This window comes from Variovorax dokdonensis, assembly GCF_030316895.1.
GTDB classification, from domain to species: domain Bacteria; phylum Pseudomonadota; class Gammaproteobacteria; order Burkholderiales; family Burkholderiaceae_C; genus Variovorax; species Variovorax dokdonensis.
The window spans coordinates 539,301-565,503 of record NZ_JASZYV010000001.1; the positions used below are offsets into that span (position 1 = coordinate 539,301).

Genomic DNA, 26,203 nt, shown 5'->3' on the forward strand with positions numbered 1-26,203 from the left:
CTGGTGGATCCGACATGAGCCTGAAGATTGCCGTTGCCATCGCCACTGCTGGCCGCCGCGAGGTGCTGGCGGACACCATCCGCTGGATGGCCCGTCAGAGCCGGCCTGCGCAAGAACTGCTGGTCTGTCCCGCCAGGCCTGCAGACCTCGACGCGGCTTGCCTCGAAGACTTTCCATGGCCGACGCGTGTCGTGTCCGGCCCCATCGGATTGCCGGCGCAGCGCAATGCATTGATCGACGCCACCGATGCGGACCTGGTCGTCTTCTTCGACGATGATTTCCTGCCCGCCGATGACTTCCTGCAGCAGGCGGAGGATCTGTTCACCACGCAGGCCGGCGTCATGATCGCCACCGGCGATGTGTTGGCCGACGGCATCCTCGGTCCTGGGCTCACGCATGAGGAAGGCGTCCAGGTGCTCTCGCGCGCCGCCGCACGCGACATGCCGGCCGCGCTGACGCCCACGTTCAACGCCTACGGCTGCAACATGGCCATCAGGATGGCGCCCGTTCGTGCGCACGGCTATCGCTTCGACGAGCACCTGCCGCTCTACGCATGGCTGGAGGATGTGGACTTCTCGCGGCAACTGGCACCGCACGGACTGATCGTCAAATGGACGGCCCTGCGGGGCGTGCATCTGGGCACCAAGCGATCGGGTCGCAGCCCTGGCAAACAGCTGGGCTATTCGCAGGTGGCCAATCGGGTCTACATCATGCGCAAAGGCCGCATGTCGGCCTGGCAGGCGGTGAACGGCAACCTGCGCAACATCATGGCCAATCTGGTCAAGAGCCTGCGGCCGGAACCGTGGGTCGATCGACGCGGGCGGCTGGAGGGCAACTTCATCGCGTTGTGGGACTGGGTGCGCGGGCGTGTGGACCCCGAGCGCATCCTCCGCTTCTGATACGGGTGCCAAGGATGGGTGCAACCAAGGTTTCGCTGGTGATGTCCACGCTGGGCAGGGTGGACGAGGTGCTCCAGTTCATCGCCGGGCTGGAGCGGCTGGAACATCGCGACTTCGAACTGATCATCGTTGACCAGAACGACGACACGCGTCTGCACGACGCCTGCGCCAACGTGGCCCCGAGCTTTGCGCTGCATTACCTCCGAAGGCCGGACATCAAGGGTCTCAGCCGCGGGCGCAACCTGGGGCTCGGTCAAGCCAGTGGGGACATCGTCTGCTTTCCGGATGACGATTGCCTGTACCCCCCGACCCTCGTCAGCAAGGTCCTGGCGCGCTTCGAGGAGACCGGCTGCGACGTCCTTTGCGGGCGGGCCGCCGCCCTGGATGGACGCTCCATCAATGGTCGCTTCGAGACCAGCGCGCAGCATGTGGACCTGCGCAACGTATTCACCACGCAGATCGAATGGGTGGTGTTCTTCAAGCGCCAGGTGCTGCAAAGGCTGGAGGGTTACGACGAGGACATCGGCGTCGGCGCATCCACGCCGTGGCAATCCTGCGAAGGCCCCGAGATCACCATCCGGGCCATCCAGGCGGGGTTCGGCGTGTACTACGACCCCGAGATCTATGCACACCATCCGGAGCTCAACACGCAGCATCCCGATCGGGCGATGCGCCAGAAGGGCCGGCGCTATGCGCGCGGGATGGGCTACGTCATCAAGAAGCACAGCTACGGATTTCCGTACCTTGCCAAGTACCTGGTGCGGCCGATCGGTGGTGCCTGCGTGTCGCTGCTCAAGGGCAACCTGCGCCGCGTCTTCTACTACCTGAACGTGGCAGCGGGGCGGGCAGAAGGCTACATGGGCATCTGCCTGGAAGGCGGTCGCCTGCAGAAAAAGTAGCCCGGCGGGCGCCGGGGCTCAACCTGCGCGCGCCAGATCCTGCTCGTCGTGCCGGTAGCTGCCCACGCGGTAGCTCTGACTGCCCTTGTAGCGGTGGTGGACGTTCATGTCGTTGAACAGCACGCCGCTGATCTGCGCACCAGCCTGGGTCAGCCGCCGGATGCTTTCGCTGAGCTCGCCCAGTTCGCTCTGCTCGGCCCGAGCGACGAGCAGCACCACGCCGCATTCCGGCGCCACCGCCGCAGCGTCGGCGGCCACCAGCACCGGCGCGGAGTCGATCACCACCAGGTCGTAGCGTGGCGACAGCATCTCCAGCGTCTGGACGAAGGCATCGGACTCCAGCACATCGGCGGGAAGATCGGGCAGGCGGCCGGTGGTCAACACATCCAGGTTGGGACGAACGCCCGCATGAATGGCCCGTTCGGCACTCAGCGTGCCGGCCAGCACTTCGGAAAGTCCGCCTTCACGAGAAAGGCCGAAGACGCCGTCGAGCGCGCCGCCCTTGCGAAGGTCGGCATTGATCAGCAGGACGTGCTTGCCGCGCTGTGCCATCAGCGTGGCGAAGTTGCTGGCGATGAAGCTCTTGCCGATGCCGGGCGTCGCGCCGGTGATCAGGATGCGATTGTTCCGCGCCTCGGCCATTGCGGGTTTGAGGCCCACGCGCAGTGCGCGCAAGGCCTCGATCGGCCGGCTGTGCGGGTGCGAATCCGCCAGCAGGGCAGTACCGCCTTCACGGTCGCCGCGCCGATCGAGCTGCAGTTGTTCCGGGCTGTGGGGCACCACCGCGTACACATCCAGCCCGGTGAGGTCTTCGATCTCCGTCGGGTTGCGCACGCCCGACTTGGTGCGGGCGCGCAGCACGGCCAGACCGGGACCGAGCAGACCACCGAGCAGGAGCGCGAAGGCCAGGATCAGCGACTTCTGGGGCTTGACCGGGAACTTGGGCACCACGGCTCGGTCGAGCAGGCGCACGTTGCCGATCTTGCCTTCCTTGACCAGCCGCATCTGCAGCGCGTTGTTCTGCATGGACTGGTACAGGGCGCTGTTGACGCGCACATCGCGCTCCAGGCGCAGGGCGTCTCGCTGGAGATTCGGCATGCCGGCGATGCGGGTGTTGAGCGAATCGAGGTCCTTCTTCAACGCGCCGATCTGCTTGTTCAGGATCTGCATGCGCTGGCTGCGATCGGTGAACGTCATCTCGGACTCCCGCTTGCGCTGCTCCAGTTCGAGCAGGTTGCCTTGCAGGTCGGAAGTCCGCTTCAGCCAGACCTTGGCCTCTTCGTCGAAGTTGACCGTGCCGTTCTTGTTGCGAAAGCGTGCATATGCGTCTTCCGAGGCCTGGAGCCGGCGCAGGAAGATGGGAAGTTGCGCATCGAGGAAGGCCAGCGTCTTCTCCGCTTCCTCCGAGCGCCGCGCCATGTTCTGGTTGACGTACTGGTCGCCGATGGCGTTGAGCACGCGGGCCAGCCGTTGCGGGTCGGTGTCTTCGAGGCTGACCCCGATGACGTTGGACTGCCGTCCCTGTTCGCCCAGTTGCAACTGTTGCTGCAGTTGTTCGACGGTGCGCAGACGCGAAGCCACGGACAAGGTGAACTGCGCCCCAGGCTTGCCGTCGAGCCGGCTCAGTTCGATCTCGATGTCGCCGTCGGGTTGCGAAGCCCGCAGCCTCTGCCCGACACGCCCTTCGAGCACCGCGTCAAGCAGTTCGTGCGTGACGGTGTAGCGGCCGTCGCCCTGGGCCGTCACGACAAAGGGCTTGGTGTCTTCCAAGGACGGCGGCACGCTCGCATGCGCCACCTGGATGCGTTCCTTGCCCGAGACGTATCCGCCAAGACCGAACAGGCCGGGGTCAGACAAACCGGTTGCATGCCGCGACAGCCAGCGGCCCACCGCCGGGATGTAGCGCGGCGCGGCACTGACTTGCAGATTCGTCTGGTCCACCGCCCCGCCGAGCACCATGCGCGAGGCCAGCACCTGGATTTCACCGGTCGCAGGCGTCTTGACCTCGAAAAGGCCGGAGGCTTCGTTCAGCGCGTTCTTGCTGTCGGGCAGGGCATCTTCGACCTGCAGCAGGAGCCCGGAGCGGTAGACCGGCGGCGCGAAGATGGCGTAGGCCAGGCCGATGAAGCCGGCAAGCACGATCACGCCGGCGATCAACCACTTGTGGTCGACCAGAATGTCCCAGTACTCGGAGAGCCGGGGTGCTTCTTCCTCGGCGTCGAAGGTCATGCTGGCATTGCCAGACATGCGCTGAAGATGTTGTTGACGGTTGCCAGTCGTCTGGGCGATCAGGGTTCGGCTCATGCGGGGCCCTCGGTCGGTGAAAGGAGCGCGACAGGTCAAAGATCAAGACCGTCTTCGACGTGCAGGTTCCGTGCCCGTCGCCCCGTGGGGAAGCGTTCTGTAACACCGAGGGCCCGCCGAATGATCTCGACGGGTCAGTTTGGTTCGTCGAAGCGCGCGTCAGAGTAGGACGGCGCGCTTCGTGTCTCGTCAGGGCGCGGCTTGTTGCTTGCGCGCCGCGCCCGGATCAGGCGAAGGCAAAGCGCTTGGCGGCCGGCGAGCTCGGTGGTTGCTTGGCGGCATCCAGGGCCTGCAACGTTCCGGGAATGGTCACCAGTCGCAGGGCATCGGCTTCGCTCAGCTCGCGGGTGTCGAACAGGAAGCGGATCTCGCAGTCGCCCATGGTGATCATGTCGCCGTTGCGCAGCTTTTGCCGATCGACCCTCAGGCCGTTGACGAAAGTCCCGTTGCGACTGCCGGCGTCCATCAGTGCATAGTGGTCACCATCCCAATCGATCACGGCGTGCTGGCGGCTGATCAATTCGCTGTCGATGATCAGCGAGTTGCCTTCATTGCGGCCAATGGTGGTCAGGCGTCCGCTCACGCTGACTTGGCGGATACGGCCACCCTTCGTCAAGATGATGAGTCGCGGCATGGTGTGCTCTTTCTGGACAGACGCCCTAAGAAGTTTCTGATGTGGAGGCGAATGTAATGAGGGAAGCAGCGCCGACCGAGGAACTAAGTAACGTTTTGGACCCCTTGGTACTCATCGTGGATGAGATTCGGTGTCTGCTCGCCTCGACTGTGAAAAATGCCCGTCGCCAAAAAAAGTGCGTGAAGTTTGGCTGCGTTGAGAACGCTGAAATTTCCGTGCTATACTCGATGTCTCGGCGGCTGTAGCTCAGTTGGATAGAGTACTTGGCTACGAACCAAGGGGTCGTGGGTTCGAATCCTGCCAGCCGCGCCAATCGAAAAGGGGCAGCATGTGAAAGCATGCTGCCCCTTCCTCGTTTCTGGGTACCGTCGTTACTGCTGCAACTGTGGCCTCGGCTGGATCGCCCGATGATCCGCCGGCCCGGCCCGGCGGCTCCCTTCAATCCTTGTGTTCGAACCGATCGCCTGGCGTCAGCGGCGCATGTCGGTAGCTTGCCGGCGTGCGGCTGAGCTTGATGGGCGACGCGATGCCGCGGTAGCCGCCTTCCATTTCGACCACCATCTCGCGGTGGAGCGTGTGCGGATGCTGCAGGGCGGCGTCCACCGGCAGGACCGGCGCGGCGGGCACGCCTTCGGCCATCAGCGTGTCGACAAGCGTCCGGCCATCGAAGGCTTGGAGGACCGCTTCGAGCGCCTCCTTGAGTGTGGCGCGGTTCACCGAGCGCGAGCGCGCATCTGCAAAGCGCGCGTCCTGCGCCATCTCAGGCACGCCGATGCAACGGCAGAAGACGGCAAACTGACGGTCGTTGCCCACGGCCAGGAAGATCGGATCGGTGCCTGTGCGCAGCGCGTCGTAGGGGTAGATGTTGGGATGCGCGTTGCCGGTGCGGCGCGGCGTCTTGCCGTCGACGAACCAATTCGCCGCATGCGGGTGCAGCAGCGACAGGCCGCTGTCGTACAACGCCGCTTCCACCAATTGGCCCTTGCCGCTGCGCGCACGTTCCTGAAGTGCCAGCAGCACGCCCAAGGTCGCGTTTAGGCCTGTGACCATGTCCACCACCGGAAGACCGACGCGCAGTGCGCCGCCTTCGGCTTCGCCATTGATGCTCATGATGCCGGTCATGGCTTGCACCGCGGCGTCGTAGCCGGGCAGGGCGCCGAGTGGCCCGTCGGCGCCAAAGCCGGAGACACGGCACCACACTAGGCTCGGAAAGCGCTTCGACAACGTGTCGTAGCCAATGCCCCAGCGCTCCATCGTGCCGGTCTTGAAGTTCTCGATCAGGACGTCGGCCTGCGGCAGCAGTGCCATCAGCGCGTCGCGGCCGGCCTCGCTCGAAAGATCGAGATGCTGCACCCGCTTGTTGCGGTTCAGGCCCATGTAGTAGGAAGCCACGCCGTCCTTGGCAAAAGGCGGGCCCCAGGCTCGGGTGTCGTCGCCTTGCGGCGGTTCGATCTTGAGCACATCGGCGCCATGATCGCCCAGGATCTGGCCGCAATAGGGGCCGCCCAGCACGCGTGAAAGATCGAGCACGCGTACGCCGCTCAGCGCGCCGATGGGGTTGTCCGGCATCATGATTCGCCTCAATCCAGGGCCGCGCCCGATTGCTTCACCACGCCCGCCCACATGGCCTTCTGCTGCGCGATGAACTTGCCAAGTTGTTCAGGCGTCGTGGAGGGCGCGGGCTCCAGACCCTGATTGGCGAACAGTTCCTTCACCTTGGGCGAGGCCAGTGTTTCGGCGAAGGCGTGGTTGATCTTGGCGATGCGGTCGGCCGGCGTTCCGGCCGGTGCCACGATGCCGAAGAAGACGCTCACGTCGAAGCCGGGATAGCCCTGTTCCGCGACGGTGGGTACGTCGGGCAGCGCCTGCGAGCGCTTGGCGGTGGTCACGCCCAGCGCGCGCAGCTTGCCTGCCTTGACATAGGGCATGGCGGTCAGGACGTCGGTGAAGCTCATGCTCACCTGGCCGCCCAGCAGATCGTTGAGGGCGGGGCCGGTGCCCTTGTAAGGTACGTGCAGGATGTCGACGCCGGCGGCGCTGTTGAACATCACGCCGGCCAGGTGCGAGGAAGCGCCGTTGCCGGAGGAGGCGTAGCTCAGCTTGCCAGGATTGGCCTTGGCATACGCCACCAGCTCCTTCACGTTCTTGGCCTGCAGCGAGGGATGCACCACCAGGATGTTGGGCAGATGGCCAACCTGGATCACCGGCGCGAAGCTGGTCGTCGGGTCGTAGTTGATCTTGCGATACAGGCTCGCGTTGATCGCCAGGGGGCCGGACGTGCCGAACAGCAACGTCTGCCCATCGGGCGTGGCGCGGGCAACGTATTCGGCGCCGATGTTGCCGCCGGCGCCGCCCTTGTTTTCGACGATCACCGGTTGACCCAGACGGTCCTTCAGTTCCGCCGCCAGAGTTCGGGCCATGGCGTCGGTGGGTCCGCCGGGTGGGAACGGCACCACCAGCGAGATGGGTTTGTCCGGGAAGGCGTCGGCCAGAGCGGCCGACATCAACGGCAAAGCGATGGCGCAGCCGAGCGCGAGTTTGGTGATGAACTTCATTGGGGTCGTCTCCTGTTGTGTGTGGTTGGATCAGTTCCAGTCCGCGGGCACGCTGCGTTCTCCCAGCGGGTCTTGCGGCAGCACTCGGTGCAGCAGCACGCCTTGTGCAAAGCGAAGGCGCTCGGCGGAACCGGTGCGGCCGGCTTCCCACGCCATCGCAATGGCGCTGCAGCAGTGGTAGAGGGCCGAGGCGGCCTGCCTCGCGAGCGCATCGCCTTCGGCGCTCGTGTCCTGGGCGGTGCGCTCGGCGAATGCCACGGCGCGGTTCAATGCATCGCGCAATGCGCCGGAGAACACAGGGCGCACCTGGGCTTCATCCAGAAGCGCGCCGAAATGCTTGTGCAGCGCGGGCAGCGAGTTCTCGCGGCGGATGGCGCGGATCACGTCCAGCGCCACGATGTTGCTGGTGCCTTCCCAGATCGAGCCCAGGTGAGCGTCGCGCACCAAACGCGGGTCACTCCATTCCTCGATGTAGCCGCAGCCTCCGCGAACCTCCATGGCGTCGCCGGTGACCTTGCGGGCGTCCCGACACGCGCGGAACTTGATGAGCGGCGTGAGGATGCGCAGCAGCGGGTAGGCATCGGTCTCGCCCGCGTCGGAGCGGGCCAGGGCGGCTGCCGTCTGGAACACCATCGTGCGTGCCTGCTCGGCTGGCAGGCGCAGCTTGTCGAGCTGGCGCTGCATGAGCGGCATGTCCACCAGCCGCTTGCCGAAGGCGCGCCGCTCGCGGGCGATGAACTCGGCTTCGGCCACGGCACGCCGCATCAGGCCGGCGGCCCGGACGCCGTTCGACAGGCGCGAGTTGTTGACCATGTCGGCCATCTGCACGAAGCCCCGGCCGAGTTCGCCCACCAGATCCGCCACCGCGCCCTCGAGCCGGATTTCGCCGCTGGCCATCGACCGGGTGCCCAGCTTGTCCTTGAGACGGATGATGCGGTAGTGGTTGGCGCTCCCGTCGTCGAGCCGGCGCGGCAGCAGGAAAAGCGACACGCCCTTGAGGCCGGCCGGAGCGTCGTCCGGGCGAGCCAGGACCATCGCGAAGTCGGCATCGGGGTTGGAACAGAACCACTTGTCGCCAGTCAGGCGCCATTGGCCTTGCTCGTCGCGCCATGCGGTGGTCTGGGTGTTGGCGATGTCGGAGCCGGCGGCCTGCTCCGTCATGAACATTGCGCCTTGCGACAGCTCGTCGAAGTCCACCGACAGCATGCGCGGCAGAAAACGAGCCACCAGTTCCGGACTGCCGAACTTCTTGAGTGTTCGCGTGAGCGAGTCGGTCATGGAGACCGGGCAGCACAAGCCGAACTCGGCTTGCACGAAGAGATAGGTCAATGCGTATTTGACGATCGGCGGCATGCACCCCTTCCAGCCCAGCGTCTCTTCGCGATGCGACATGGCGGCCAGGCCGAACTCGCTGTAGGCCAGTCGTTCCATTTCGACATAGGCGGGGTGCTTGACGATGCGCTGCGCATCGATGCCGGTTCGAGTGCGGTGCTCCAGCTCGGGCGGGTTGATGTCGGCGGTGTGAGCCAGCTCGTCGAGGTATCCGCCGGCCAGTTCGCCGAGGCGGTGGAGGTGCGGCTGCAGATGGCGCAGCAGGTCGGCTGGCAGATACAGGGCCAACAGCGATTGCAGCTCGGCATCGGTGCTGTAGAGGTTCTGGCCGTGGCGGTCAGGGACCGGGTGTGCGTTCTCGGACGTGGCGGTCATGTCGAGTCTCCTTTGCTCTGCAGATGGTCTCAGCGTCGCCAATTCGAGTCCAATATCAAATTGCACTGGATCGTTCTGCTTTTCGTATCGTCTCGATCGCCCGCAAAGGGCTCGTGTGCCTATGATTTGGTGCTGATCCCAGCAACGCAGCCCGATGAGCAAGGCATTTACCCGAGAGACCGACGCGGCGGACGACGACGACGACGAAGCCGCCGCTGCGCCCGCCATTCCCGCGGGCACGCGCAACTACATGACCCCTTCCGGCTATGCGCGCTTGCGCTCGGAACTGCTGGGCTTGATGGACGACGAGCGGCCCAAGGTGGTCGAGGCGGTGCATTGGGCCGCCAAGAATGGCGATCGCTCAGAGAACGGCGACTACCTCTACGGCAAGAAGCGCCTTCGCGAGATCGACCGGCGCATTCGCTTTCTGACCAAGCGCCTCGAAATTGCGGAGGTGACCGATCCATCGGTTCACCACGGCAGCGACCAGGTCTTCTTCGGCGCGACCGTGACCTACGCCGATGCGAAGGGGGAAGAGCGCACCGTGACCATCCTCGGCATTGACGAGGCAGAAAGCCATCGAGGGCAGGTGAGCTGGATATCGCCGATCGCCCGAGCCTTGCTCAAGGCCAGAGAAGGCGACACGGTCAAGCTGATGACGCCCGCAGGCGTCCAGGAAATCGAAGTGCTGGAAGTGCGCTACCCGAAGCCGGGCGAGCAAACAGGCTGAAGCAGGCGCGCGCTCAGGGCGCGGGCACGATGCGCTTGGCGCTCAGCACGGACGGCGTGCGGCGCATGGCTCTCAAGACGGCGTCGAGATGGGTGCGGTCGCGCACGGCAATGACGAAGCGCAGGTCGGTGGAGTCCTGAGGCGCTTCTTCAGACATTTCCACGTGCGTGATGTCGGCTTCGCCGGCCGACAGCGTCGCGGCCACGCGCGCCAGCACACCCTTGTCGTTGCGCGCGGTAACCAGAACGCCGGTTTCGAAGGTCCGCACCGGTTCATCCGCCCATTCGACGGCAAAGAAGCGTTCGCTGTCTCGATGCCGCAGCCGCTGGCCAACGCCGCAATCGGCCGTGTGGACCACCAGCCCTTCGCCGTGGCCGAGATAACCCACGATCTCGTCGCCTGGAACAGGGCGACAACACAAGGCGAATCGGACCGAAGAGTTCTCGCTGCCATCGAGCGTGACGGCGCCTTGCGACACGGTCTCGTGCGCGGTAAAGCGCTCGCGGCTGAGCATGAGCGCATCGGGCTTTTCGCCCGTCTCGGCCAGAAGCGCCATCAATCGCTTGGCCACGATGGTGGCGATGCGACGTCCCAGGCCGATGTCGGTGAGCAGTTCGGGATAGGTGCGATTGCCGGTAAAGCGCAGCAGCTTTTCCCACATGGCCTGATGCGCCTCGTCGTCGGCCGGCGGATTGCGTAGGCCTTCGGCGCGCAGCGCCTGCGCGAGCAGCCGTTCGCCCAGCTTCTCGGACTCGGCCTGCGCCAGGGTCTTGAGGTAGTGGCGAATCTTGGAGCGCGCCCGGCCGGTGCGAACGAAGCCGAGCCAGGCCGGATTGGGAGCGGCATTGGGCGAGGTGATCACCTCCACCACGTCGCCATTCTTGAGTTCGGTGCGAAGCGGCACCTGATCGCCATTGATCCGCGCGCCCGACGTCTGGTCGCCCACGTTGGAGTGGATGGCATAGGCGAAGTCGATCACCGTGGCGCCGCGCGGCAAGGCCAGGATCTGGCTCTTCGGCGTGAAGACGTAGACCGCATCCGGGAACAGATCGACCTTGACGTGGTCCCAGAACTCGGCCGCGTCGCGCGTTTCGTCCTGGATGTCGAGCAATGACTGCAGCCACTTGGTGCCCAGGCGCTCGCTGCCCGGCGTGGTGGCCTCGGCGCTCTTGTAGAGCCAGTGCGCCGCGACGCCCGATTCGGCCACGACATGCATCGCTTCGGTGCGCAACTGGAATTCCACGCTGACGCTCGACGGACCCACCAGCGTGGTGTGCAGCGACTGGTAGCCGTTGGACTTGGGGATGGCGATGTGGTCCTTGAACTTGCCCGGCAGGGGCTTGTACATCTGGTGCAGGATGCCCAGCCCGGTGTAGCAGTTGATGACCGTCGGCAGGATGAGGCGAAAGCCGTAGATGTCGGTCACCTGGGCGAAGCTCAGGTTCTTGTCCTGCATCTTGCGGAAGATCGAATAGAGCGTCTTCTCGCGACCGGCGATCCGCACGTCGATGCCCGCCGATTCGAAGGCGGCCTCGACCTCGCGCTGGACTTTGTGGATCAGGTCGCGACGCCGGCCTCTGGCCTTTGCCACCGCCTTGGAAAGCACTTTGTAGCGCCAGGGCTTCAAATGCTGGAACGACAGTTCCTGCAACTCCCGGTACGTCTGGTTCAGGCCGAGGCGGTGGGCGATCGGGGCGTAGATCTCCAGCGTTTCCTTGGAGATGCGGGCCCATTTCTCGCGCGGCACGTCATCCAGCGTGCGCATGTTGTGGCTGCGGTCGGCCAGCTTGATCAGAATGACGCGCACATCGCGCGCCATGGCCAGCAGCATCTTGCGAAACGACTCGGCCTGGCTTTCTTCGCGCGTATTGAACTGAAGCTTGTCCAGCTTGGTCAGGCCGTCGACCAGTTCTGCCACCGGGGCGCCGAAGCGGTCGATCAACTCGGCCTTGGTCACGCCGCAGTCTTCGATCGCGTCGTGCAACAGAGCGGCCATCAGCGCCTGGGCGTCGAGCTTCCACTCGGCGCATTGGGCTGCCACTGCAATCGGATGGGTGATGTAGGGCTCGCCGCTGTTGCGCAACTGGCCCAGGTGGGCCTCGTCTGCAAAGCGGTAGGCGCGGCGCACCAGCTCGATGTCGTCCGAGCTGAGGTATTCCAGGTTGGCGGTCAGCGCCGCGAAGCTGGCGGCCGCCGCGTTCAGCGCCGCCGGCGAAGGGGACTTGGCCCCGCCGGAATGCTTTGACTTGGGTTGGACGACCGCACTCATTCCCCCGACTTTAGCCTGAGGCCCCCAAGTACGCGCCAACATACGAAAAAAGGCACCCGAGAAGGTGCCTTTTGTTGTTGCGCCATGTCAACCGGCGCTTTGCTTGCCAGGCAGATCAGCCCGGGACCTTCTTGAGCATTTCGAGGCCCACCTTGCCGTCGGCGATCTCGCGCAGGGCGGTCACGGCGGGCTTGTTCTTGCTCTCGATCTTGGGCGCATGGCCCTGGCTCAGCATGCGGGCGCGGTAGGTAGCGGCCAGCACGAGCTGGAAGCGGTTGGGGATGTTCTGCAGGCAGTCTTCGACAGTGATGCGGGCCATCGGGGGGACTTTCGAGTGGAGTGTTTACGGGATGTTCAGCGCGGCGAACGTGTCGGCCCGCAGGCGCCTTTGAGCGGCATACCGCAGCCGCTGCGCATGGACGATCGCCTTGAGATCGAAGAGCGCGCGTTCAAATAACTCATTGATTATAACGTAGTCGAATTCTCCGGCCCGTGCCATCTCATGGGCGGCATTCTTGAGCCGAAGGGCAATGACTTCGTCGCTGTCCTCGCCGCGCCTTTCCAAACGCGAGCGCAGTTCTTCCCAGCTGGGGGGCAGGATGAAGATGAGCACCGCGTTGGCGAATGTCTTGCGGATCTGCAGCGCGCCCTGGAAGTCGATCTCCAGCACGATATCGGAGCCCTGTGCGACGCGGTCCTCGATCGCCTTCTTGGACGTGCCGTAGCGCTGGCCGTGGACATGCGCCCACTCGACGAACCCGTCGCCTTCGACCATGGCATCGAATTCGTTGGCCGAGACGAAGAAGTATTCGCGGCCATGCTTTTCCTGCCCGCGCGGCGGGCGGGTGGTGTGCGAGACCGAAGGATGAACGGCCGAGTCGAGCTCCATCAGGGCCTTGACCAGGCTCGACTTGCCCGCGCCGCTGGGCGCCGCCACCACGAAGATGTTGCCGGGATAGTCCATGTCTGGTTTTACTCGATGTTCTGAACCTGCTCGCGCATCTGCTCGATCAGCACCTTCATGTCGACGCCGATGCGGGACAGCTCGAGCGTCGCCGATTTCGAGCCCAGCGTGTTGGCCTCCCGGTGAAGCTCCTGGATGAGGAAGTCGAGCCGCTTGCCGATCTCGCCGCCCTTTTGGATGAGGCGCTCGATCTCGTCCAGATGCGCGACCAGGCGGTTGAGTTCTTCGGCCACATCGATGCGGATGGCAAAGGCAGTGGCTTCGGAGAGGGCGCGATCCTGGGCCGCCTCGGGCAAGGTGGCGCCGCCGGCCAGGCCCATGGCTTCCTGCCAACGATCGAGGAAGCGGTTGCGCTGCTGCTCCACCAATTGCGGCACCAGCGGCGCCGCCTGTTCGGCCAGACCGCGCAAGGCCTTGACGCGCTCGGCCAGCATCCCGGCCAGCCGGGCACCTTCGCGGGCGCGGGCGGCCACCATGTCGTCGGCCACCTGTCCGGCCAGCTTGAGGAGAACGGGGCCCCAGTCGTTGCCGGAAGCGCTTTCGGTGCTGGCCAGGCGCAGGACGTCGGCCACGCTCAGTTCACGCGCGCCGGGCAGCCAGGCGCGGACGTTGTCCTGCAAGGCGTTGAGCCGCTGCAGGAGGCGGCTGGAAGGATCGGCCAGGCCGCCCGGTGCGCTGCTCTCGACGGTGCCGCGCACCTCGACCTTGCCGCGCTTGAGCTTGTCGCCCAGCAGTTCGCGGACGGCTGCCTCGTGGGGGCGCAGCTCTTCGGGAAACTTGAAGGTCAGGTCCAGGAAGCGGCTGTTGACCGAGCGGATTTCGAGGCCCAGGCGTCCTGTGGACACGGGGCGGGATTCATTGTCGGTGGGGCTGGCGCTGCCGCCGGCTTGGCCACTTGCGTAGCCGGTCATGCTGTAAACTGCCATAGCGCCTCTCTGTTGTTCCTATGCATGCACGAAGGGCGTCGGCACGCTGTTCGCTTGCCGCACTGTCGCCTTCGGGCGAAACTCCCGGATTATGTCAAAGGTCAAACCATCGCCGCTTCTGCCGGACACGATGATCGGCGGGTACCGCGTCGTGCGCCGCCTGTCGGCGGGCGGCTTCGGCGTGGTCTACCTTGCGGTTGACAGCTCGGGCCAGCAGGTGGCCATCAAGGAATACCTGCCCTCGTCGCTGGCGACCCGTGGCGCGGGCGAGCTGCTGCCGGTGGTGCCGCCCGAAAAGCTGTCGCTCTATCGCCTGGGACTCAAGAGCTTCTTCGAGGAAGGCCGTTCGCTGGCGCAGATTGCGCATCCGTCGGTGGTGAGCGTGCTCAACTTCTTTCGGGAAAACGAGACGGTCTACATGGTGATGAACTACCTGGAGGGCGCCACCCTGCAGGACTTCATCGTGACCGCGCGCGATTTGAAGAAGCAGAAGATCTTCCGCGAATCGACCATCCGTTCGCTCTTCGACGAGATCCTGCGCGGCCTACGCATCGTGCACCAGCACAAGATGCTGCACCTGGACATCAAGCCGGCCAACATCTTCGTCACCGACGACGACAAGGCCGTGATGATCGACTTCGGCGCCGCACGCGAGGTGCTGAGCAAGGAAGGCAACTTCATCCGTCCCATGTACACGCCCGGCTTTGCCGCGCCCGAGATGTACCGGCGCGATTCGTCGATGGGCCCGTGGACCGACATCTACGCCATCGGCGCGTGCATCTATGCCTGCATGCAGGGCTACCCGCCCAGCGACGCGCCCCAGCGCATCGAGAAAGACCGCCTGTCGCTGTCGCTCGCCCGGCTGCGCGGGGTGTATTCGGACAACCTGATCGAGGTGGTCGAGTGGTGCATGTCGCTCGATCCGCTATCGCGGCCGCAATCGGTGTTCGCGCTGCAAAAGGAGCTCAGCCGCGAAGGCGAGCGGCGCTACACCAAGCTCACCATGAGCGAGAAGGTGCGCCTGTCGATCGACAACATCCGCTCTTCCGACAAGAAGCCGCTGCCAAAGGCGGCCGCGCCCACCACCCGCCCCGCATGAAGGCAAAAGCACCGGCATCCCGCTTGTCCCTGGCGGATCGCATGGAGCTCCTGCTGTCTCCCGCCCAACCGTCCGCCGTCCAAACTCCATGAAGTTCTCTGTCTTCCAGGTCAGCCGCAAGGGCGGGCGTCTCAAGAATGAAGACCGCATGGGCTATTGCTACACGCGGGAGTCGGGGCTGTTCGTGCTGGCCGACGGCATGGGCGGGCACCCCGAGGGCGAAGTGGCCGCGCAACTGGCCCTGCAGACCATCGCCGCGCTCTACCAGCGCGAGGCGCGGCCGGTGCTCAAGGACGTCAAGGCCTTCCTGACCAATGCCATCATGCAGGCGCACCAGCAGATCATGCGCTATGCCGGCAACAAGGGCATGCTGGATACGCCGCGAACGACGGTGGTGGCAGCGGTGCTCCAAGGCACGACGGCCCAGTGGGTCCACTGCGGCGATTCGCGCCTGTACGTCGTGCGCCATGGCGAGATGCTCACCCGCACGCGCGACCATTCCCATGCCGAGCGCCCGCGCGCAGTGCCTGGCTTCGAGTCGGCCAACCGCAACCTGCTGCTGACCTGCCTGGGCTCTCCGTCGACGCCGCTCTTCGACATGTCCGACCCGCTGACGCTCCAGCAGGGCGACCGCATCATGCTGTGCTCCGACGGCCTCTGGAGCGTGATGGACGAGATGCAGCTCATCAACATCCTCGCCACCAGGCCGGTGGCGGACGCTGCGCCCGAACTGGTGGAAATGGCGCTTCGTCGCGGCGGCGCCCACGGCGACAACGTGACCATGATCGCGCTGGAGTGGGAAACGCCCGACGACGGCAACGACCGCGGCATTTCCACCGACAGCATCAACGAAGGCGTGTTCGCTTCCACCATCCAGGCTGGCATGCCCGCCGACAGCGAGGTCGCGGACATGGACGAGGACGCCATCGAGCGCTCCATCGCCGAAATCAACGAGGCCATTCGCCGGTCTGCCGCCAAGAAGGGGTGATCGTCACCCCGAGCCACTTGCTGGCTTTTCCTATCGCATACGCTTTTTCAAACCATGAGCCAATTCATTCGTAACGGCGGCCGCAGTGCCGACCAGCTTCGCGAGGTGCGCATCACCCGCGGCTTCACCATCCACGCCGAGGGCTCCGTGCTCATCGAGTTCGGCAACACCCGCGTGCTGTGCACCGCCTCGGTCGAAGAGCGCGTGCCGCCGCACAAGCGCGGCAGCGGCGAGGGCTGGGTGACGGCCGAATACGGCATGCTGCCCAGGTCCACCCACACCCGCAGCGACCGCGAAGCCGCACGCGGCAAGCAAAGCGGCCGCACGCAGGAAATCCAGCGCCTGATCGGACGCTCCATGCGCGCCGTGTTCGACCTCAAGCTGCTCGGCGAGCGCACCATCCACCTCGACTGCGACGTGCTGCAGGCCGACGGCGGCACCCGCACCGCGGCCATCACCGGCGCCTTCGTGGCAGCGCAGGACGCGGTGTCCCGGCTGCTGTCGGACGGCCTCCTCACGGCAACGCCGATTCGCGAGCATGTGGCGGCGGTGTCGGTCGGCATCGTGGAGGGCACCCCCTTGCTCGACCTGGAATACACCGAAGACTCGGCCTGCGACACCGACATGAACGTGGTGATGACTGGCGCCGGCCACTACATCGAGGTGCAGGGCACGGCCGAGGGCGCGGCGTTCTCTCGCGACGAGATGAACCAGTTGCTGGCCCTGGCCGAAAAGGGCATCGGCGAACTGGTGGCGCTGCAGACGCAGGCGCTCAAGGCGCCGCTGGTGAAGTAAAGGCGGCAGCATGAAGCTCGTCCTGGCCTCCAACAACGCCGGCAAGCTGGCCGAACTGCAGCAGCTCTTTGCACCGCTGGGCGTTGCGCTGGTTCGCCAGTCGGACCTGGGCGTTGGCGAGGCCGAGGAACCGCACCGCACCTTCGTCGAAAACGCATTGGCCAAGGCGCGCCACGCCAGCGCCGCCACCGGCCTGCCGGCCATGGCCGACGACGCGGGCTTGTGCGTTGAAGCCTTCGGCGGCCTGCCCGGCGTCGACACGGCGTTCTATGCCACGCAGTTCGGCTACGCCAAAGGCGATGCCAACAACGTGCGCGCCTTGCTCGAGCAGATGCAGGGCCAGGCTGATCGCCGCGCCGCTCTCGTCAGCACGCTGGTGGCGGTGCGCCGGCATGACGATCCCGAACCGTTGATCGCCAGCGGCCGCGTGGCCGGCGAGATCGCGCCTGAGCCCATCGGCGACAAGGGCTTCGGCTTCGACCCGGTGATGTTCCTGCCGCAGTTCGGCAAGACCTTTGCGCAACTGCCGCCCGAAGTGAAGAACGCCAACAGCCACCGTGGCAAGGCGGCGCGCGCCATGCTCGAGCTGATGCGCGAGCGCTGGGCATCGCTCTTGGCGCCGAGCGTGTTGCCGTGACCATTCCGATCGCGACCGACGCGCAGCTGAACAACGGCGCGCCGCAGGCCAACGACGTGCTGCACCACATGCGGCCCGGCCCGTTGCAACTGCCCGCGCTGCCGCCGCTCTCCATCTACGTTCACTTGCCGTGGTGCCTGCGCAAGTGCCCCTACTGCGACTTCAACTCGCACGAGTGGAAGGCACGCGCCGGCCAGACCGACGAGGGTGATGCGATCCCGGAGCGGCGCTACCTCGATGCCGTCATGGCCGACCTCGATGCCGCACTGCCCCTGGTGTGGGGACGAAGCGTGCACAGCATCTTCATCGGCGGCGGAACGCCCAGCCTGTTCTCGCCCGAGGGCATCGACCGCCTGATCGGCGAATTGCGCGCCCGGCTGAAGCTCGTGCCCGACTGCGAGATCACGCTCGAAGCCAACCCGGGCACGTTCGAGCGCGAGCGCTTCAGGGCGTTTCGCGGGGCGGGTGTCACCCGGCTGTCGGTGGGTGTGCAGAGCTTCAACGACGAGTACCTGAAGGCGCTGGGCCGCGTTCACGACCGGGCGCAGGCCATCGCCGCGGTGGAAGAGGCTGCCAGCGCGTTCGACACCTTCAACATCGACCTGATGTACGCCTTGCCCGGCCAGACGCGCGTCCAACTCCAGGCTGACCTGGACCAGGCGCTGGCGCTGGCGCCACCGCATCTGTCGGTCTATCACCTGACGCTGGAGCCCAACACTTACTTCGCCAAGTACCCGCCGCAGAACCTGCCGCCCGAGGACGAGGCCTACGCCATGCTCGACCAGATCACCGACGCCACGGGCCGGGCGGGACTGTCGCGGTACGAAGTCTCGGCCTATGCGCGTGCCGACCACCGCTGCTGGCACAACCTCAACTATTGGCAGTTCGGCGACTACCTGGGGCTGGGGGCCGGCGCGCACGGCAAGCTGAGCTTTGCGCACCGCATCGTGCGGCAGGTGCGCTTTCGCGATCCGCGCATGTACATGGAAAAAGCCCTGGCCGGCAATGCCGTGGCGCAGAGCGAGGATGTGGCCCTGGCCGATCTTCCCTTCGAATACATGCTCAACGCGCTGCGCCTGAGGGAAGGCTTTTCCTTCGCCGAGTTCGGCGAGCGCACGGGGCTGGCCATCACCGCCATCCAGCGGGCGTTGGACAAGGCGGAGAAGAAGGGACTGCTGGCGCGCGACCTGTGGCGCGCCTGGCCGACCGAACAGGGGTTCGACTTCTTGAGCGATCTGCAGGAGATGTTCCTGCCCGAAGGCTGAGGCGCGGGCTGCGGCGCTACTGCGTGGTGCTGCCTTCGGGCAGCCACAAGAGCGCCGGTTTCCAGTCGCCGTCCCGATGCTCCGGTGCGCAGCCGAAGCGACCACGGAGCGGGCCGCGAAGCGTGCCGTCTTCGGCGACGCACTTTCGCTTGATCGACGTGGCCTGCATCACCTTTACGGTCGTGCCGGGCGGCCGGAAATGGAAGGTCTCTTGCGCGTCGGTCAGCTCCCAGCCATTGGCCTGCAGCTCCCGGGCGGTGGTGGTTCCGCGCATGCAGACCAGGTCGGCGCTGGCGTTGCTGGCCACGCCCAGGATCTCGTAGCTCGAACAGAAGTCGCGCGAGCCGATCGGCGATGCGCGCAACCAGGAGAGGCGGCTGGCTTCGTCACGTTCGATGGCCAGACGCTCCGCCTGCGGATCGGAAGGCGCTGACCAAGCTCTCGAAGCCGTCTGGCTGGAGGCATACAGGTCAGCCGCCGCCGGTGCGGCAGCGAGCGTTGCGAACAGGGCGCCCAGCATGAGTTGCCGGCAACAAGCGTGCTTCATGAGACAACTGGCAATCTTCGACGCCGCCACCTTGGCGCGTCCAGCCGTACTGTCTTATCGGCACTGCATCGAGAAACTTTAGGCCCGCGGAAAGCCGTCCGGCGCGGACGGTGCCGCGCCGCCTAGAAATCGGCCTGCTGGATGATGGCCGAGATCGCCGCAGCGAACCATTGCTTGAGCAGGCTGGTGCTCGATCCTTCGAACTGCGCATGCACCAGGCGCACGGCTTGCGGCATGTCCAGCGTGCCCTCGCCCTCGATGAGCACGCGGTACAGCGATTCGTTGGGCCGCAGAGCGGTTGCCGGCGTACTGGCGTTCAGCGCAATGGGGCCGCCGTGATTCTGTGCAAGCAGCATGTGAGGCAGCTTCTGGACGGGCTTGCTGTCCACCGTGAGGATGCGGCCTTGCAACCGTGCGCTGCCACGCCCTTGAACGAACAGACGTGCCTCGCTGCCGGCGCTCAGCCGTTGCGCGTCCTGCTCGCTGACGAGGACTTCGGCCCGCCAGCGGTCCTTGTCGACCAGCCAGCCGATCGGCGTGGTGGTGTTGACCCAGCTGCCTTGAGCGAGCGAGGGGTCGAGGTCGCGCAGGACGCCGTCTTGCTGTGCTGTCAAGTGCAGGCGCTGAAGTTCGACGACCCGCGCGGATTGCTCGGCGTTCCATCGGTTCGCCAACTGTTCGGCCACGATCTGGCGCGCGGCGCCGTCGTCGGTCTGGGCCATCGCGCCACGCGCGACGCGTTCGTAGGCACGGGCCAGCGCGCGAGCCTTGTCGCGTTCGTTCTCCTGACCGGGATCGTCCAGGATGGCAATCACGTCGCCCCGCTTTGCGGCTTGGCCATTGGCAAAGCGGAGCTCGCGCAACTGGGCCGGGTAGGGCGCATACAGCGGTTGCTCCACGGCCGCGCGCAGCACACCGCTTCCCTTGATGGTCGATGACCAGGGGACCGCCATCGCGGCGACCAGCACCAGCAGAACGCCTGCCAGCACCAACACGCGGCGGCGCGGGATCTCGTGGCGACGCGACCACCAGTGGCTCGCTTCCCTGGCCACCGGCCGGACGATGAATACGCCGATCTCCACGAAGAACAGGAAGATGCCCAGTGCCTTGAAGGTGGCGTGATAGACCAGCAACGCAATTCCGAAGAACAGCACGAGCCGGTAGGCCCAGGTTGCCAGCGCGAATGCAATGAGGAAGCGGCGAAAGCCCGGGGTCTGCGCCTCCGGCTCGGGTTCCTGCAAACCGAGCAGGCTGCTGCGGATGAACCGCCGCGCCCAACGGCCTGCCCGTTCGTGCATACCCGGGTAGTCCAACAGGTCCGACAGCATGAAATAGCCGTCGAAGCGCATGAACGGGCTGGCATTGACCGCCAGCGTCAGCATCCAGGCGGTGCTGGCAAGAAAGAAGAACGCGCTGCGCAGATTGCCGTCGGGCGTCAGCGCCCACAGCAGCGTGCACCATGCCGCCAGAACGAGCTCGCTGGCAATGCCGGCCGAGGCGATCCGGAATCGATGACGTGGGTCTGCGAGCTTCCAGCTTTCTCCGGTGTCGGTGTAGGGCATGGGCCAGAGCACCAGAAACGCCACGCCCATGTGGCCCACCCGCACGCCGTGCCTCGTCGATTGCAATGCATGCCCAAGTTCGTGAAGCAGCTTGGAGACGATGAGCGCCGAGGCGAATGCGGTCACGCCTTCCCAACTGAGGGCGCCCGCGAGATTGGCCCGTACCTGATCCCATTGCCGCGCTGCAAGCAGGATTCCAGCGATGCCGGCCAGCGCCGTGAGCGCGAGGAAGCCACTGGAGAACAGCCAGCCGACCCAGGGGAGCAGGCGCCGCAGAAATGGCTCGGGCCGGACCAGGGGGATCCGGATGAACAGGTAGTTGTCGAGCAGCCAACGCCAGCCTCGCCAAGGTGCGACGGCAGGCGCCACGGTCTGACGGACCAGGCGGTGCTGCTGAAGAAAGGCGCCGAATTCCTCGACGTCCAGCGCACGCCGCGCCAGCTTGCCCATCGGCAGCGAAGCGATCCGCGACACCCATGAAGCACGACGCCCCAGAGCCCACCATGCATGCCCATAGACGCCGGCCACCTGCAGCAGCAGATGTTCGGGCGAGCCGGGAGCTACCTCCGCGGGCCAGGGCTCGGGGCGAGCCAGCAGCAGGATCGCGCCCGGGTGTTCATCGGGACCCGACAGGCCCAGCGCGAGGACATGGGCCGGCAGCCAGTCGCTCCATGCCGCCGCCAGCGATTCGGGCAACGAATCGGCCGTCATCGCGATCACGCGCCCGCCGGCGGGCAAGTCGGCCATCTGATTGCGCACGTGCAGCGCGACTTGCGCGAGCCACAGCGCATAGGGGGAGTCGGGGTCGATCTCGGCCAAACCGGAGTGGGCCGCCAGGCGAGCACGCGCGCTGCCGGAAAGATCGACCAATGCCGCCTGCTGGTAGGGGACCAGCGCTAGCGTGTCGTTGCAGATGACGAACGTCAGCTGGGGCTTTGACTTGGCCGCGTGCGTCTTGGCGACGATGGCCTGGAAGAGCTCTGCGTTCACCGGGGAATCAGGACGATGGCTGTGCCTGACTTCCATAGCGTGCTGGTTCCCGGCAGTGACGTGGAACCGCTGGCCGCCATGATGCGCAAGGGCCGCCCAGGCCTGAAGCAGGTGGCAGACGAAACCATCCGCGGCATGGCTTCGTCAGGCGAACTCGAGACGCTCTATCGCAAGTGGTTCCAAGGCCCTTTCACCGCGGGCGGACGTTCGATCGACGTGCCGATGAGCGACATGTGGCGCTCGGTCGTTTTTCCAAGCCCGTGACCGCTTGCCGGTCAGCTTAAAATGGCGGGCTGCGCTGCTGCAACGGCTGCGCGAATCCGGAGAGTTGGGTGAGTGGTTTAAACCAGCAGTCTTGAAAACTGCCGACGTGAAAGCGTCCGTGAGTTCGAATCTCACACTCTCCGCCAGATACCCACCAAACCCCCGACTGCTTCACCTTGCCCGAACCCCACGGCAAGCCGGGTACGTCGAACAGCCCCAGAACTGCTCACCGGCGTTCTTCCCCTTCCTCGCAGTCCGCACGACCCTGCTTGGTCAGTTCTGAGAAAGCGGTGCGTCAGCCAGCGGACTCAACCGGTCAAACCAGGGCGCTGCCGTTTCCAGTTGCGCCGCCAGTTGCAGCAGCACATCCTCCTGCCCCAAGCCGCCCACGAACTGCACGCCGATGGGCAAGCCTTGCGCGTTCCAATGCAGCGGCACCGACATCGCGGGCTGGCCGCTGGCGTTGAAGTAGGGCAGGAAGGCGGTAAAGCGCAGCGTGTCCGATCGGTGGGTGACGTAGTCGCGGTCGGCGGCGTAGCGCCCCAGCGGTGCGGGCGGCGCGGTCAGAGTGGGCGTGAGGATCACGTCGTAGTCCTGCATGAACACGCCCATCTGCCGGCCCACGCGGTGCATCAGGCCGACGGCATTGGCATAGTCCACGGCCGAGCTGCGCAGGGCGAGGTCGACGGCGGTGAAGATGGAGATCTCCAGGTCGTCGAGCGTGGCGCGGCGGCCTCGCATCGCGCTGCCAGCCTGCACGGCCTGCGCGGTGCCGGCGGCGACGATCAGGCGCATCGCTTCGCCGAAGGCTTCGAAGTTGCAGTCGGGCAGCGTCGTTCGCGTGACGTGATGGCCCAGCGATTCGCAAAGACGTGCCGCGCTTTCGGTGGCCGCCACGCAGTCCTCGTGCACCGGTTCTCCGGATGGCGATTGCGTGACGAGCGCGATGCGCAGGCGCTTCGGGGGCGTCTCGATCGCGCGTAGGTAGCTGCCGTCGAAGCGCGGCGCCGCGTAGGGTGCGCCAGGGTCGGCGCCATGTGTGGCGTCGAGCGCGGCGGCGCTGTCGCGCACCGAGCGCGTCAGCATGTGTTCCACGCCCAGTCCGCCCCAGCCTTCTCCGGCCACCGGGCCCATCGGGTTGCGCATGCGCGTGGGCTTGAGGCCGAACAGCCCGCAGCTCGATGCAGGAATGCGGATCGAGCCGCCGCCGTCGGAGCCATGCGCCAGCGGGATGATGCCCGCCGCCACCGCGGCAGCGGCGCCGCCGGACGATCCACCGGAAGACAGCGCCAGATTCCACGGATTGCGCGTGGGGCCGCCGTAGACCAGCGCCTCGGTCGTGCAGTTGGCGCCGAACTCCGGCGACGTGGTGCGGCCGAAGAAGTTGAAACCCGCGTTGCGAAGGCGCACGGCCAGTTCGCTGTCGTAGGTACCCACGCAGTCCTTGAACAAGCGCGATCCGTTGGCCAGCACCATGCCCTTGACGCTGACGGCGATGTCCTTGAGCAGCATGGGCACGCCCGCGAATGCGCCTTGCGGCGGCGCGGCGTCCATTGCCGCGGCGCGGGTGCGGGCGTCGTCCAGCGCTTCCCAGCACACGGCGTTGATGCTCGGCTGAACGCGCTGCATCTGGGCGATGGCCATGTCCAGCAGTTCGCTGGCGCGCATGTCCTTATTGCGCACCAGTGCGGCCAGGGCCAGTCCGTCGTACTTGAGGTATTCGGTTTGATTCATCGTCGATTCCTTGGTCGGCGCTATTTCAGCGATTGACGAGGCGGCGCGGAATGATCAGCACCGCCAGGCTGCCGACGGCGATGCAGCCGGCGAGCAGGAACAGGCCGGCGTGCGCATTGCCGGTCGATGCGTAGAGTTGACCGAACACGGTGGGGCTCAGGAAGCCCGCCACCTGGCCCAGCGCATTGACGAAAGCCAGTCCCACCGTGGCGGCGGCGCCGGTCAGCAGGGCGGTGGGCAGGTTCCAGTAAAGGGCGTTGGCCACCACGTTGCCGCCGAGTGCGGCCAGGCTGGCCAGCAGCAGCAGGGTCGGATCGTGCAGGGCGAAGGGCATGCTGGCGATGCCCAGGGCGCTCACCAGGCCCGGCAGCACGGTGTGCCAGCGGCGCTCGCGCAGCTTGTCCGAACTGCGGCCCAGCAGCAGCATGCCCACGACGGCCAAGGCATAGGGCGCGGCCACGAACCAGCCGATCTGCACCGTGTCCTTCAAGCCGGCGCCCTTGAGCAGCGAGGGCATCCAGAAGGCCAGCGTGATGCCCGCCAGGAACGCGAAGTTGATGAAGGCCAGCAGCCAGACGAGCGGCGAGCGCAGGGCATCGCCGATGCGGTGTGCGATGGCGTGCTTGTGGTCGCTTTCGAGGCGCGACTTGAGCAACTGCTTTTCCGGCAGGCGCAACCAGCGCGCGTCGTCGATCGAGTCATTCAGGTACCACAGCGCGATCACGCCGAGGATGACCGGCGGAATGCCTTCCACCAGGTAGAGCCATTGCCAGGCGGCCATCACGTCGCTGCTGGCGAAGTGGCGCAGGATCCAGCCCGAGACGATGCCGCCCAGGATGCTGGCAACCGGGATCGCCGACATGAACATGGTGATGACCCGGCTGCGGCGCTGCGCCGGATACCACTGGGTCAGGTACAGCATCACGCCGGGGAAGAAGCCGGCTTCTGCCGCGCCGAGCAGGAAGCGAAGCACGTAGAACTGGGTGGGCGTCTTGACGAACAGCGTCGCGATCGACAGCAGGCCCCACGTGATCATGATGCGGGCGATCCAGCGCCGGGCGCCGAAGCGCGCCAGCATCATGTTGCTGGGCACCTCGAGCAGGAAGTAGCTCAGGAAGAAGATGCCCGCGCCCAGCCCGAACACGGCTTCGCTGAAGCCCAGGTCCGCCTGCATGCCCAGCTTGCCGAAGCCCACGTTGATGCGGTCCAGAAAGGCAAAGATGAATCCGATGAACAGGAAGCCGACGATGCGGCGTGTGACCTTGGCGTAGAGCTGGTCCTCCGCCTGCGCGGCGGCAGCCTGGGCGGGGTTGGTGGCGTGCAACGCGCCTGGCGTCGCTCCGAGGGGCTGGTTCATGGTGTCTCCATTGGCTGTGTCGGCGTCCGATCGCACCCATGCGTCGGCGATGGGGCCGGATGTTAGGCAGCGCAGCCGTTTGGTGGTAGCGATAAGATTTCAGCGCGCTCACCTTTGGTTTTCACCCCCGAACCGCCAACCCAGCCATGAAGCACCATCAATTGCGCGCGCTCGTCGCGGTGGCCGGCCACGGCAGCATCCGCGGCGCTGCGCGCTCGTTGTCGCTGTCGCAGACGGCGTTGACCAAGTCGCTCAGAGAGCTCGAACTCGACCTGCAGGCCGCGCTGCTGCAGCGAAGTCCGCAGGGCGTGCGCCTGACCCCCGTGGGGCTCGAATTGCTGCGCCACGCCAAGCTCATCCTGGCCGAGATCGACGAGGCCCGCGCCTCGGTCCGCCACATGCTGGGGCAGGGCACGCCGGGCGTGAACGTGGCGGTCACGCCGGCCTTTTCGGTGCTGTGCCTGCCCGAGACGGTGGCCCGCTTTCGGACGCGCTATCCGGATGCGGCGCTGAGCATTCGCGATTCGTTCATCTCGCAGACCCTGCCCATGCTGCGCGACGGCACCATCGACGTGGCCATCGCGGCGTTGCTGACCGAAGAGCTCGGCTCCGACCTCACCTTCGAAAGCAACGGCCGGCTCGAAGTGGCACTGGCCGGCCGGCCGGGCGGCTTCGAGGACGGCCCCTACCGGCTCGCCGACGCGGCCGAAGCCGCGCCGTGGTTGCTCGACGGCTCGCGCGGCGGCATCAGCGAGGCTGTGCGCCAATGGCTGTCGCAGCACCAGGTGTCGCCGCCCAGCCGCGTCATCGAATGTCCTTCGTCGCTGGCGGCGCTGGTGCTGTCGACCAACGGCCGGGCCATTGCCCCGGTTCCGCGCGCGATGCTGGCCGTGCCCTGGATCGCCGCCATCTCGCGCGAACTGCCGATCGTCGAGCCGCTGCCCACCGTGCCCTTCGGCGTGGTGCTGCGCAAGGACAGTCGCCTGGAGGCGCCGGCCGCCTGGTTCGTGGAATGCGCGCGGCTGGTGATGCGGGAGGTTTCGCTGTCGGTGTGACCGCCCCGCCTTGCAAGCGGTTT

The 26,203-nt window shown here is 66.0% G+C and carries 23 protein-coding genes and 2 tRNA genes; 12 read left to right on the top strand and 13 right to left on the bottom strand.

Annotated elements, in window-relative coordinates; genetic code table 11:
• The first annotated feature begins 14 nt into the window (after positions 1-14).
• Both QTH91_RS02465 and QTH91_RS02470 read left to right on the top strand, forming a co-directional pair.
• Positions 15-899, top strand: coding sequence for a glycosyltransferase family 2 protein (locus QTH91_RS02465; protein WP_286658451.1), 885 nt, complete (start codon positions 15-17; stop codon positions 897-899).
• A 14-nt stretch (positions 900-913) separates the two neighbouring features.
• Positions 914-1,798: a glycosyltransferase family 2 protein gene (locus QTH91_RS02470; RefSeq protein ID WP_286658452.1), complete on the top strand. Its 885-nt coding sequence runs from the start codon at positions 914-916 to the stop codon at positions 1,796-1,798.
• Between the two features lie 18 nt (positions 1,799-1,816).
• Here QTH91_RS02470 and QTH91_RS02475 read toward each other — a convergent pair whose 3' ends face one another.
• Positions 1,817-4,102: a polysaccharide biosynthesis tyrosine autokinase gene (locus tag QTH91_RS02475; RefSeq protein ID WP_286658453.1), complete on the bottom strand. Its 2,286-nt coding sequence runs from the start codon at positions 4,100-4,102 to the stop codon at positions 1,817-1,819.
• Between the two features lie 226 nt (positions 4,103-4,328).
• Positions 4,329-4,736 carry an FHA domain-containing protein gene (locus tag QTH91_RS02480; RefSeq protein WP_286658454.1) on the bottom strand — a complete coding sequence of 136 codons (408 nt, stop codon included), beginning with the start codon at positions 4,734-4,736 and terminating at the stop codon, positions 4,329-4,331.
• A gap of 235 nt (positions 4,737-4,971) precedes the next feature.
• Here QTH91_RS02480 and QTH91_RS02485 point away from each other — a divergent pair.
• Positions 4,972-5,048, top strand: a tRNA-Arg gene (locus QTH91_RS02485).
• A 126-nt stretch (positions 5,049-5,174) separates the two neighbouring features.
• On the opposite strand, the gene QTH91_RS02490 is transcribed toward QTH91_RS02485, so the two are convergent.
• Genes QTH91_RS02490 through QTH91_RS02500 form a run of 3 tightly spaced genes read right to left on the bottom strand, consistent with a single transcriptional unit; the run spans position 5,175 to position 8,998 of the window.
• Positions 5,175-6,305, bottom strand: coding sequence for a CaiB/BaiF CoA transferase family protein (locus QTH91_RS02490; RefSeq protein ID WP_286659587.1), 1,131 nt, complete (start codon positions 6,303-6,305; stop codon positions 5,175-5,177).
• An 11-nt stretch (positions 6,306-6,316) separates the two neighbouring features.
• Positions 6,317-7,291, bottom strand: coding sequence for a Bug family tripartite tricarboxylate transporter substrate binding protein (locus tag QTH91_RS02495; RefSeq protein ID WP_286658455.1), 975 nt, complete (start codon positions 7,289-7,291; stop codon positions 6,317-6,319).
• A 30-nt stretch (positions 7,292-7,321) separates the two neighbouring features.
• The gene (locus tag QTH91_RS02500) at positions 7,322-8,998 is read right to left on the bottom strand and encodes an acyl-CoA dehydrogenase family protein (RefSeq protein WP_286658456.1); all 1,677 of its coding nucleotides are present in this window, start codon (positions 8,996-8,998) and stop codon (positions 7,322-7,324) included.
• Between the two features lie 154 nt (positions 8,999-9,152).
• Here QTH91_RS02500 and greB point away from each other — a divergent pair, with 154 nt between their 5' ends.
• Entirely contained in the window at positions 9,153-9,728 is a 576-nt protein-coding gene (gene greB, locus QTH91_RS02505; RefSeq protein WP_286658457.1) for a transcription elongation factor GreB, read from the top strand.
• Positions 9,729-9,741: 13 nt separating this feature from the next.
• Here greB and QTH91_RS02510 read toward each other — a convergent pair whose 3' ends face one another.
• The 4 genes from QTH91_RS02510 to QTH91_RS02525 all read right to left on the bottom strand — a co-directional run bounded on the left by QTH91_RS02510 (position 9,742) and on the right by QTH91_RS02525 (position 13,887).
• The gene (locus tag QTH91_RS02510; RefSeq protein WP_286658458.1) at positions 9,742-11,997 is read right to left on the bottom strand and encodes a RelA/SpoT family protein; all 2,256 of its coding nucleotides are present in this window, start codon (positions 11,995-11,997) and stop codon (positions 9,742-9,744) included.
• A 115-nt stretch (positions 11,998-12,112) separates the two neighbouring features.
• A complete protein-coding gene (gene rpoZ / locus QTH91_RS02515; protein WP_286658459.1) occupies positions 12,113-12,316 on the bottom strand; it encodes a DNA-directed RNA polymerase subunit omega in 204 nt (67 codons plus the stop codon).
• 24 nt (positions 12,317-12,340) lie between these two features.
• Positions 12,341-12,961: a guanylate kinase gene (gene gmk, locus QTH91_RS02520; protein WP_286658460.1), complete on the bottom strand. Its 621-nt coding sequence runs from the start codon at positions 12,959-12,961 to the stop codon at positions 12,341-12,343.
• An 8-nt stretch (positions 12,962-12,969) separates the two neighbouring features.
• A complete protein-coding gene (locus QTH91_RS02525) occupies positions 12,970-13,887 on the bottom strand; it encodes a YicC/YloC family endoribonuclease (RefSeq protein WP_286658461.1) in 918 nt (305 codons plus the stop codon).
• A gap of 91 nt (positions 13,888-13,978) precedes the next feature.
• On the opposite strand from QTH91_RS02525, the gene QTH91_RS02530 reads away from it, so the two are divergent.
• The 5 genes from QTH91_RS02530 (at position 13,979) to hemW (ending at position 18,671) form a co-directional block, all read left to right on the top strand.
• Positions 13,979-14,986: a serine/threonine protein kinase gene (locus QTH91_RS02530; protein ID WP_286658462.1), complete on the top strand. Its 1,008-nt coding sequence runs from the start codon at positions 13,979-13,981 to the stop codon at positions 14,984-14,986.
• A gap of 88 nt (positions 14,987-15,074) precedes the next feature.
• On the top strand, positions 15,075-15,974 hold the full coding sequence (locus tag QTH91_RS02535; protein ID WP_286658463.1) for a PP2C family protein-serine/threonine phosphatase: 900 nt from the start codon (positions 15,075-15,077) through the stop codon (positions 15,972-15,974).
• A gap of 54 nt (positions 15,975-16,028) precedes the next feature.
• Positions 16,029-16,769 (top strand): ribonuclease PH, encoded by a 741-nt coding sequence (rph, locus tag QTH91_RS02540; RefSeq protein WP_286658464.1) that lies wholly within the window; start codon positions 16,029-16,031, stop codon positions 16,767-16,769.
• A gap of 10 nt (positions 16,770-16,779) precedes the next feature.
• Complete coding sequence (gene rdgB, locus QTH91_RS02545; RefSeq protein WP_286658465.1) at positions 16,780-17,406, top strand: RdgB/HAM1 family non-canonical purine NTP pyrophosphatase; 627 nt, start codon at positions 16,780-16,782, stop codon at positions 17,404-17,406.
• 68 nt (positions 17,407-17,474) lie between these two features.
• Positions 17,475-18,671 (top strand): radical SAM family heme chaperone HemW, encoded by a 1,197-nt coding sequence (gene hemW / locus QTH91_RS02550; RefSeq protein WP_286659588.1) that lies wholly within the window; start codon positions 17,475-17,477, stop codon positions 18,669-18,671.
• A 16-nt stretch (positions 18,672-18,687) separates the two neighbouring features.
• Here hemW and QTH91_RS02555 read toward each other — a convergent pair whose 3' ends face one another.
• Both QTH91_RS02555 and QTH91_RS23045 read right to left on the bottom strand, forming a co-directional pair.
• Positions 18,688-19,218, bottom strand: a complete 531-nt coding sequence (locus QTH91_RS02555; RefSeq protein WP_286658466.1) for a hypothetical protein — start codon at positions 19,216-19,218, stop codon at positions 18,688-18,690.
• A 122-nt stretch (positions 19,219-19,340) separates the two neighbouring features.
• Complete coding sequence (locus QTH91_RS23045; RefSeq protein ID WP_286658467.1) at positions 19,341-21,770, bottom strand: site-2 protease family protein; 2,430 nt, start codon at positions 21,768-21,770, stop codon at positions 19,341-19,343.
• 15 nt (positions 21,771-21,785) lie between these two features.
• Here QTH91_RS23045 and QTH91_RS02565 point away from each other — a divergent pair, with 15 nt between their 5' ends.
• Both QTH91_RS02565 and QTH91_RS02570 read left to right on the top strand, forming a co-directional pair.
• On the top strand, positions 21,786-22,034 hold the full coding sequence (locus QTH91_RS02565; protein WP_286658468.1) for a transporter substrate-binding domain-containing protein: 249 nt from the start codon (positions 21,786-21,788) through the stop codon (positions 22,032-22,034).
• A 58-nt stretch (positions 22,035-22,092) separates the two neighbouring features.
• Positions 22,093-22,180: transfer RNA gene (locus QTH91_RS02570), tRNA-Ser, on the top strand.
• A 127-nt stretch (positions 22,181-22,307) separates the two neighbouring features.
• Here QTH91_RS02570 and QTH91_RS02575 read toward each other — a convergent pair.
• Both QTH91_RS02575 and QTH91_RS02580 read right to left on the bottom strand, forming a co-directional pair.
• Positions 22,308-23,768 carry an amidase gene (locus tag QTH91_RS02575; protein WP_286658469.1) on the bottom strand — a complete coding sequence of 487 codons (1,461 nt, stop codon included), beginning with the start codon at positions 23,766-23,768 and terminating at the stop codon, positions 22,308-22,310.
• Positions 23,769-23,793: 25 nt separating this feature from the next.
• Complete coding sequence (locus QTH91_RS02580; protein WP_286658470.1) at positions 23,794-25,125, bottom strand: MFS transporter; 1,332 nt, start codon at positions 25,123-25,125, stop codon at positions 23,794-23,796.
• 146 nt (positions 25,126-25,271) lie between these two features.
• Here QTH91_RS02580 and QTH91_RS02585 point away from each other — a divergent pair, with 146 nt between their 5' ends.
• Positions 25,272-26,180: a LysR family transcriptional regulator gene (locus QTH91_RS02585; protein ID WP_286658471.1), complete on the top strand. Its 909-nt coding sequence runs from the start codon at positions 25,272-25,274 to the stop codon at positions 26,178-26,180.
• Positions 26,181-26,203 lie beyond the last annotated feature (23 nt).

Coding starts and splice junctions, on each gene's coding strand:
- QTH91_RS02465 (WP_286658451.1), top strand. CDS start 15: ATGAGCCTGAAGATTGCCGTTGCCATCGCCACTGCTGGCCGCCGCGAG.
- QTH91_RS02470 (WP_286658452.1), top strand. CDS start 914: ATGGGTGCAACCAAGGTTTCGCTGGTGATGTCCACGCTGGGCAGGGTG.
- QTH91_RS02475 (WP_286658453.1), bottom strand. CDS start 4,102: ATGAGCCGAACCCTGATCGCCCAGACGACTGGCAACCGTCAACAACAT.
- QTH91_RS02480 (WP_286658454.1), bottom strand. CDS start 4,736: ATGCCGCGACTCATCATCTTGACGAAGGGTGGCCGTATCCGCCAAGTC.
- QTH91_RS02490 (WP_286659587.1), bottom strand. CDS start 6,305: ATGCCGGACAACCCCATCGGCGCGCTGAGCGGCGTACGCGTGCTCGAT.
- QTH91_RS02495 (WP_286658455.1), bottom strand. CDS start 7,291: ATGAAGTTCATCACCAAACTCGCGCTCGGCTGCGCCATCGCTTTGCCG.
- QTH91_RS02500 (WP_286658456.1), bottom strand. CDS start 8,998: ATGACCGCCACGTCCGAGAACGCACACCCGGTCCCTGACCGCCACGGC.
- greB (WP_286658457.1), top strand. CDS start 9,153: ATGAGCAAGGCATTTACCCGAGAGACCGACGCGGCGGACGACGACGAC.
- QTH91_RS02510 (WP_286658458.1), bottom strand. CDS start 11,997: ATGAGTGCGGTCGTCCAACCCAAGTCAAAGCATTCCGGCGGGGCCAAG.
- rpoZ (WP_286658459.1), bottom strand. CDS start 12,316: ATGGCCCGCATCACTGTCGAAGACTGCCTGCAGAACATCCCCAACCGC.
- gmk (WP_286658460.1), bottom strand. CDS start 12,961: ATGGACTATCCCGGCAACATCTTCGTGGTGGCGGCGCCCAGCGGCGCG.
- QTH91_RS02525 (WP_286658461.1), bottom strand. CDS start 13,887: ATGGCAGTTTACAGCATGACCGGCTACGCAAGTGGCCAAGCCGGCGGC.
- QTH91_RS02530 (WP_286658462.1), top strand. CDS start 13,979: ATGTCAAAGGTCAAACCATCGCCGCTTCTGCCGGACACGATGATCGGC.
- QTH91_RS02535 (WP_286658463.1), top strand. CDS start 15,075: ATGAAGTTCTCTGTCTTCCAGGTCAGCCGCAAGGGCGGGCGTCTCAAG.
- rph (WP_286658464.1), top strand. CDS start 16,029: ATGAGCCAATTCATTCGTAACGGCGGCCGCAGTGCCGACCAGCTTCGC.
- rdgB (WP_286658465.1), top strand. CDS start 16,780: ATGAAGCTCGTCCTGGCCTCCAACAACGCCGGCAAGCTGGCCGAACTG.
- hemW (WP_286659588.1), top strand. CDS start 17,475: ATGCGGCCCGGCCCGTTGCAACTGCCCGCGCTGCCGCCGCTCTCCATC.
- QTH91_RS02555 (WP_286658466.1), bottom strand. CDS start 19,218: ATGAAGCACGCTTGTTGCCGGCAACTCATGCTGGGCGCCCTGTTCGCA.
- QTH91_RS02565 (WP_286658468.1), top strand. CDS start 21,786: ATGGCTGTGCCTGACTTCCATAGCGTGCTGGTTCCCGGCAGTGACGTG.
- QTH91_RS02575 (WP_286658469.1), bottom strand. CDS start 23,768: ATGAATCAAACCGAATACCTCAAGTACGACGGACTGGCCCTGGCCGCA.
- QTH91_RS02580 (WP_286658470.1), bottom strand. CDS start 25,125: ATGAACCAGCCCCTCGGAGCGACGCCAGGCGCGTTGCACGCCACCAAC.
- QTH91_RS02585 (WP_286658471.1), top strand. CDS start 25,272: ATGAAGCACCATCAATTGCGCGCGCTCGTCGCGGTGGCCGGCCACGGC.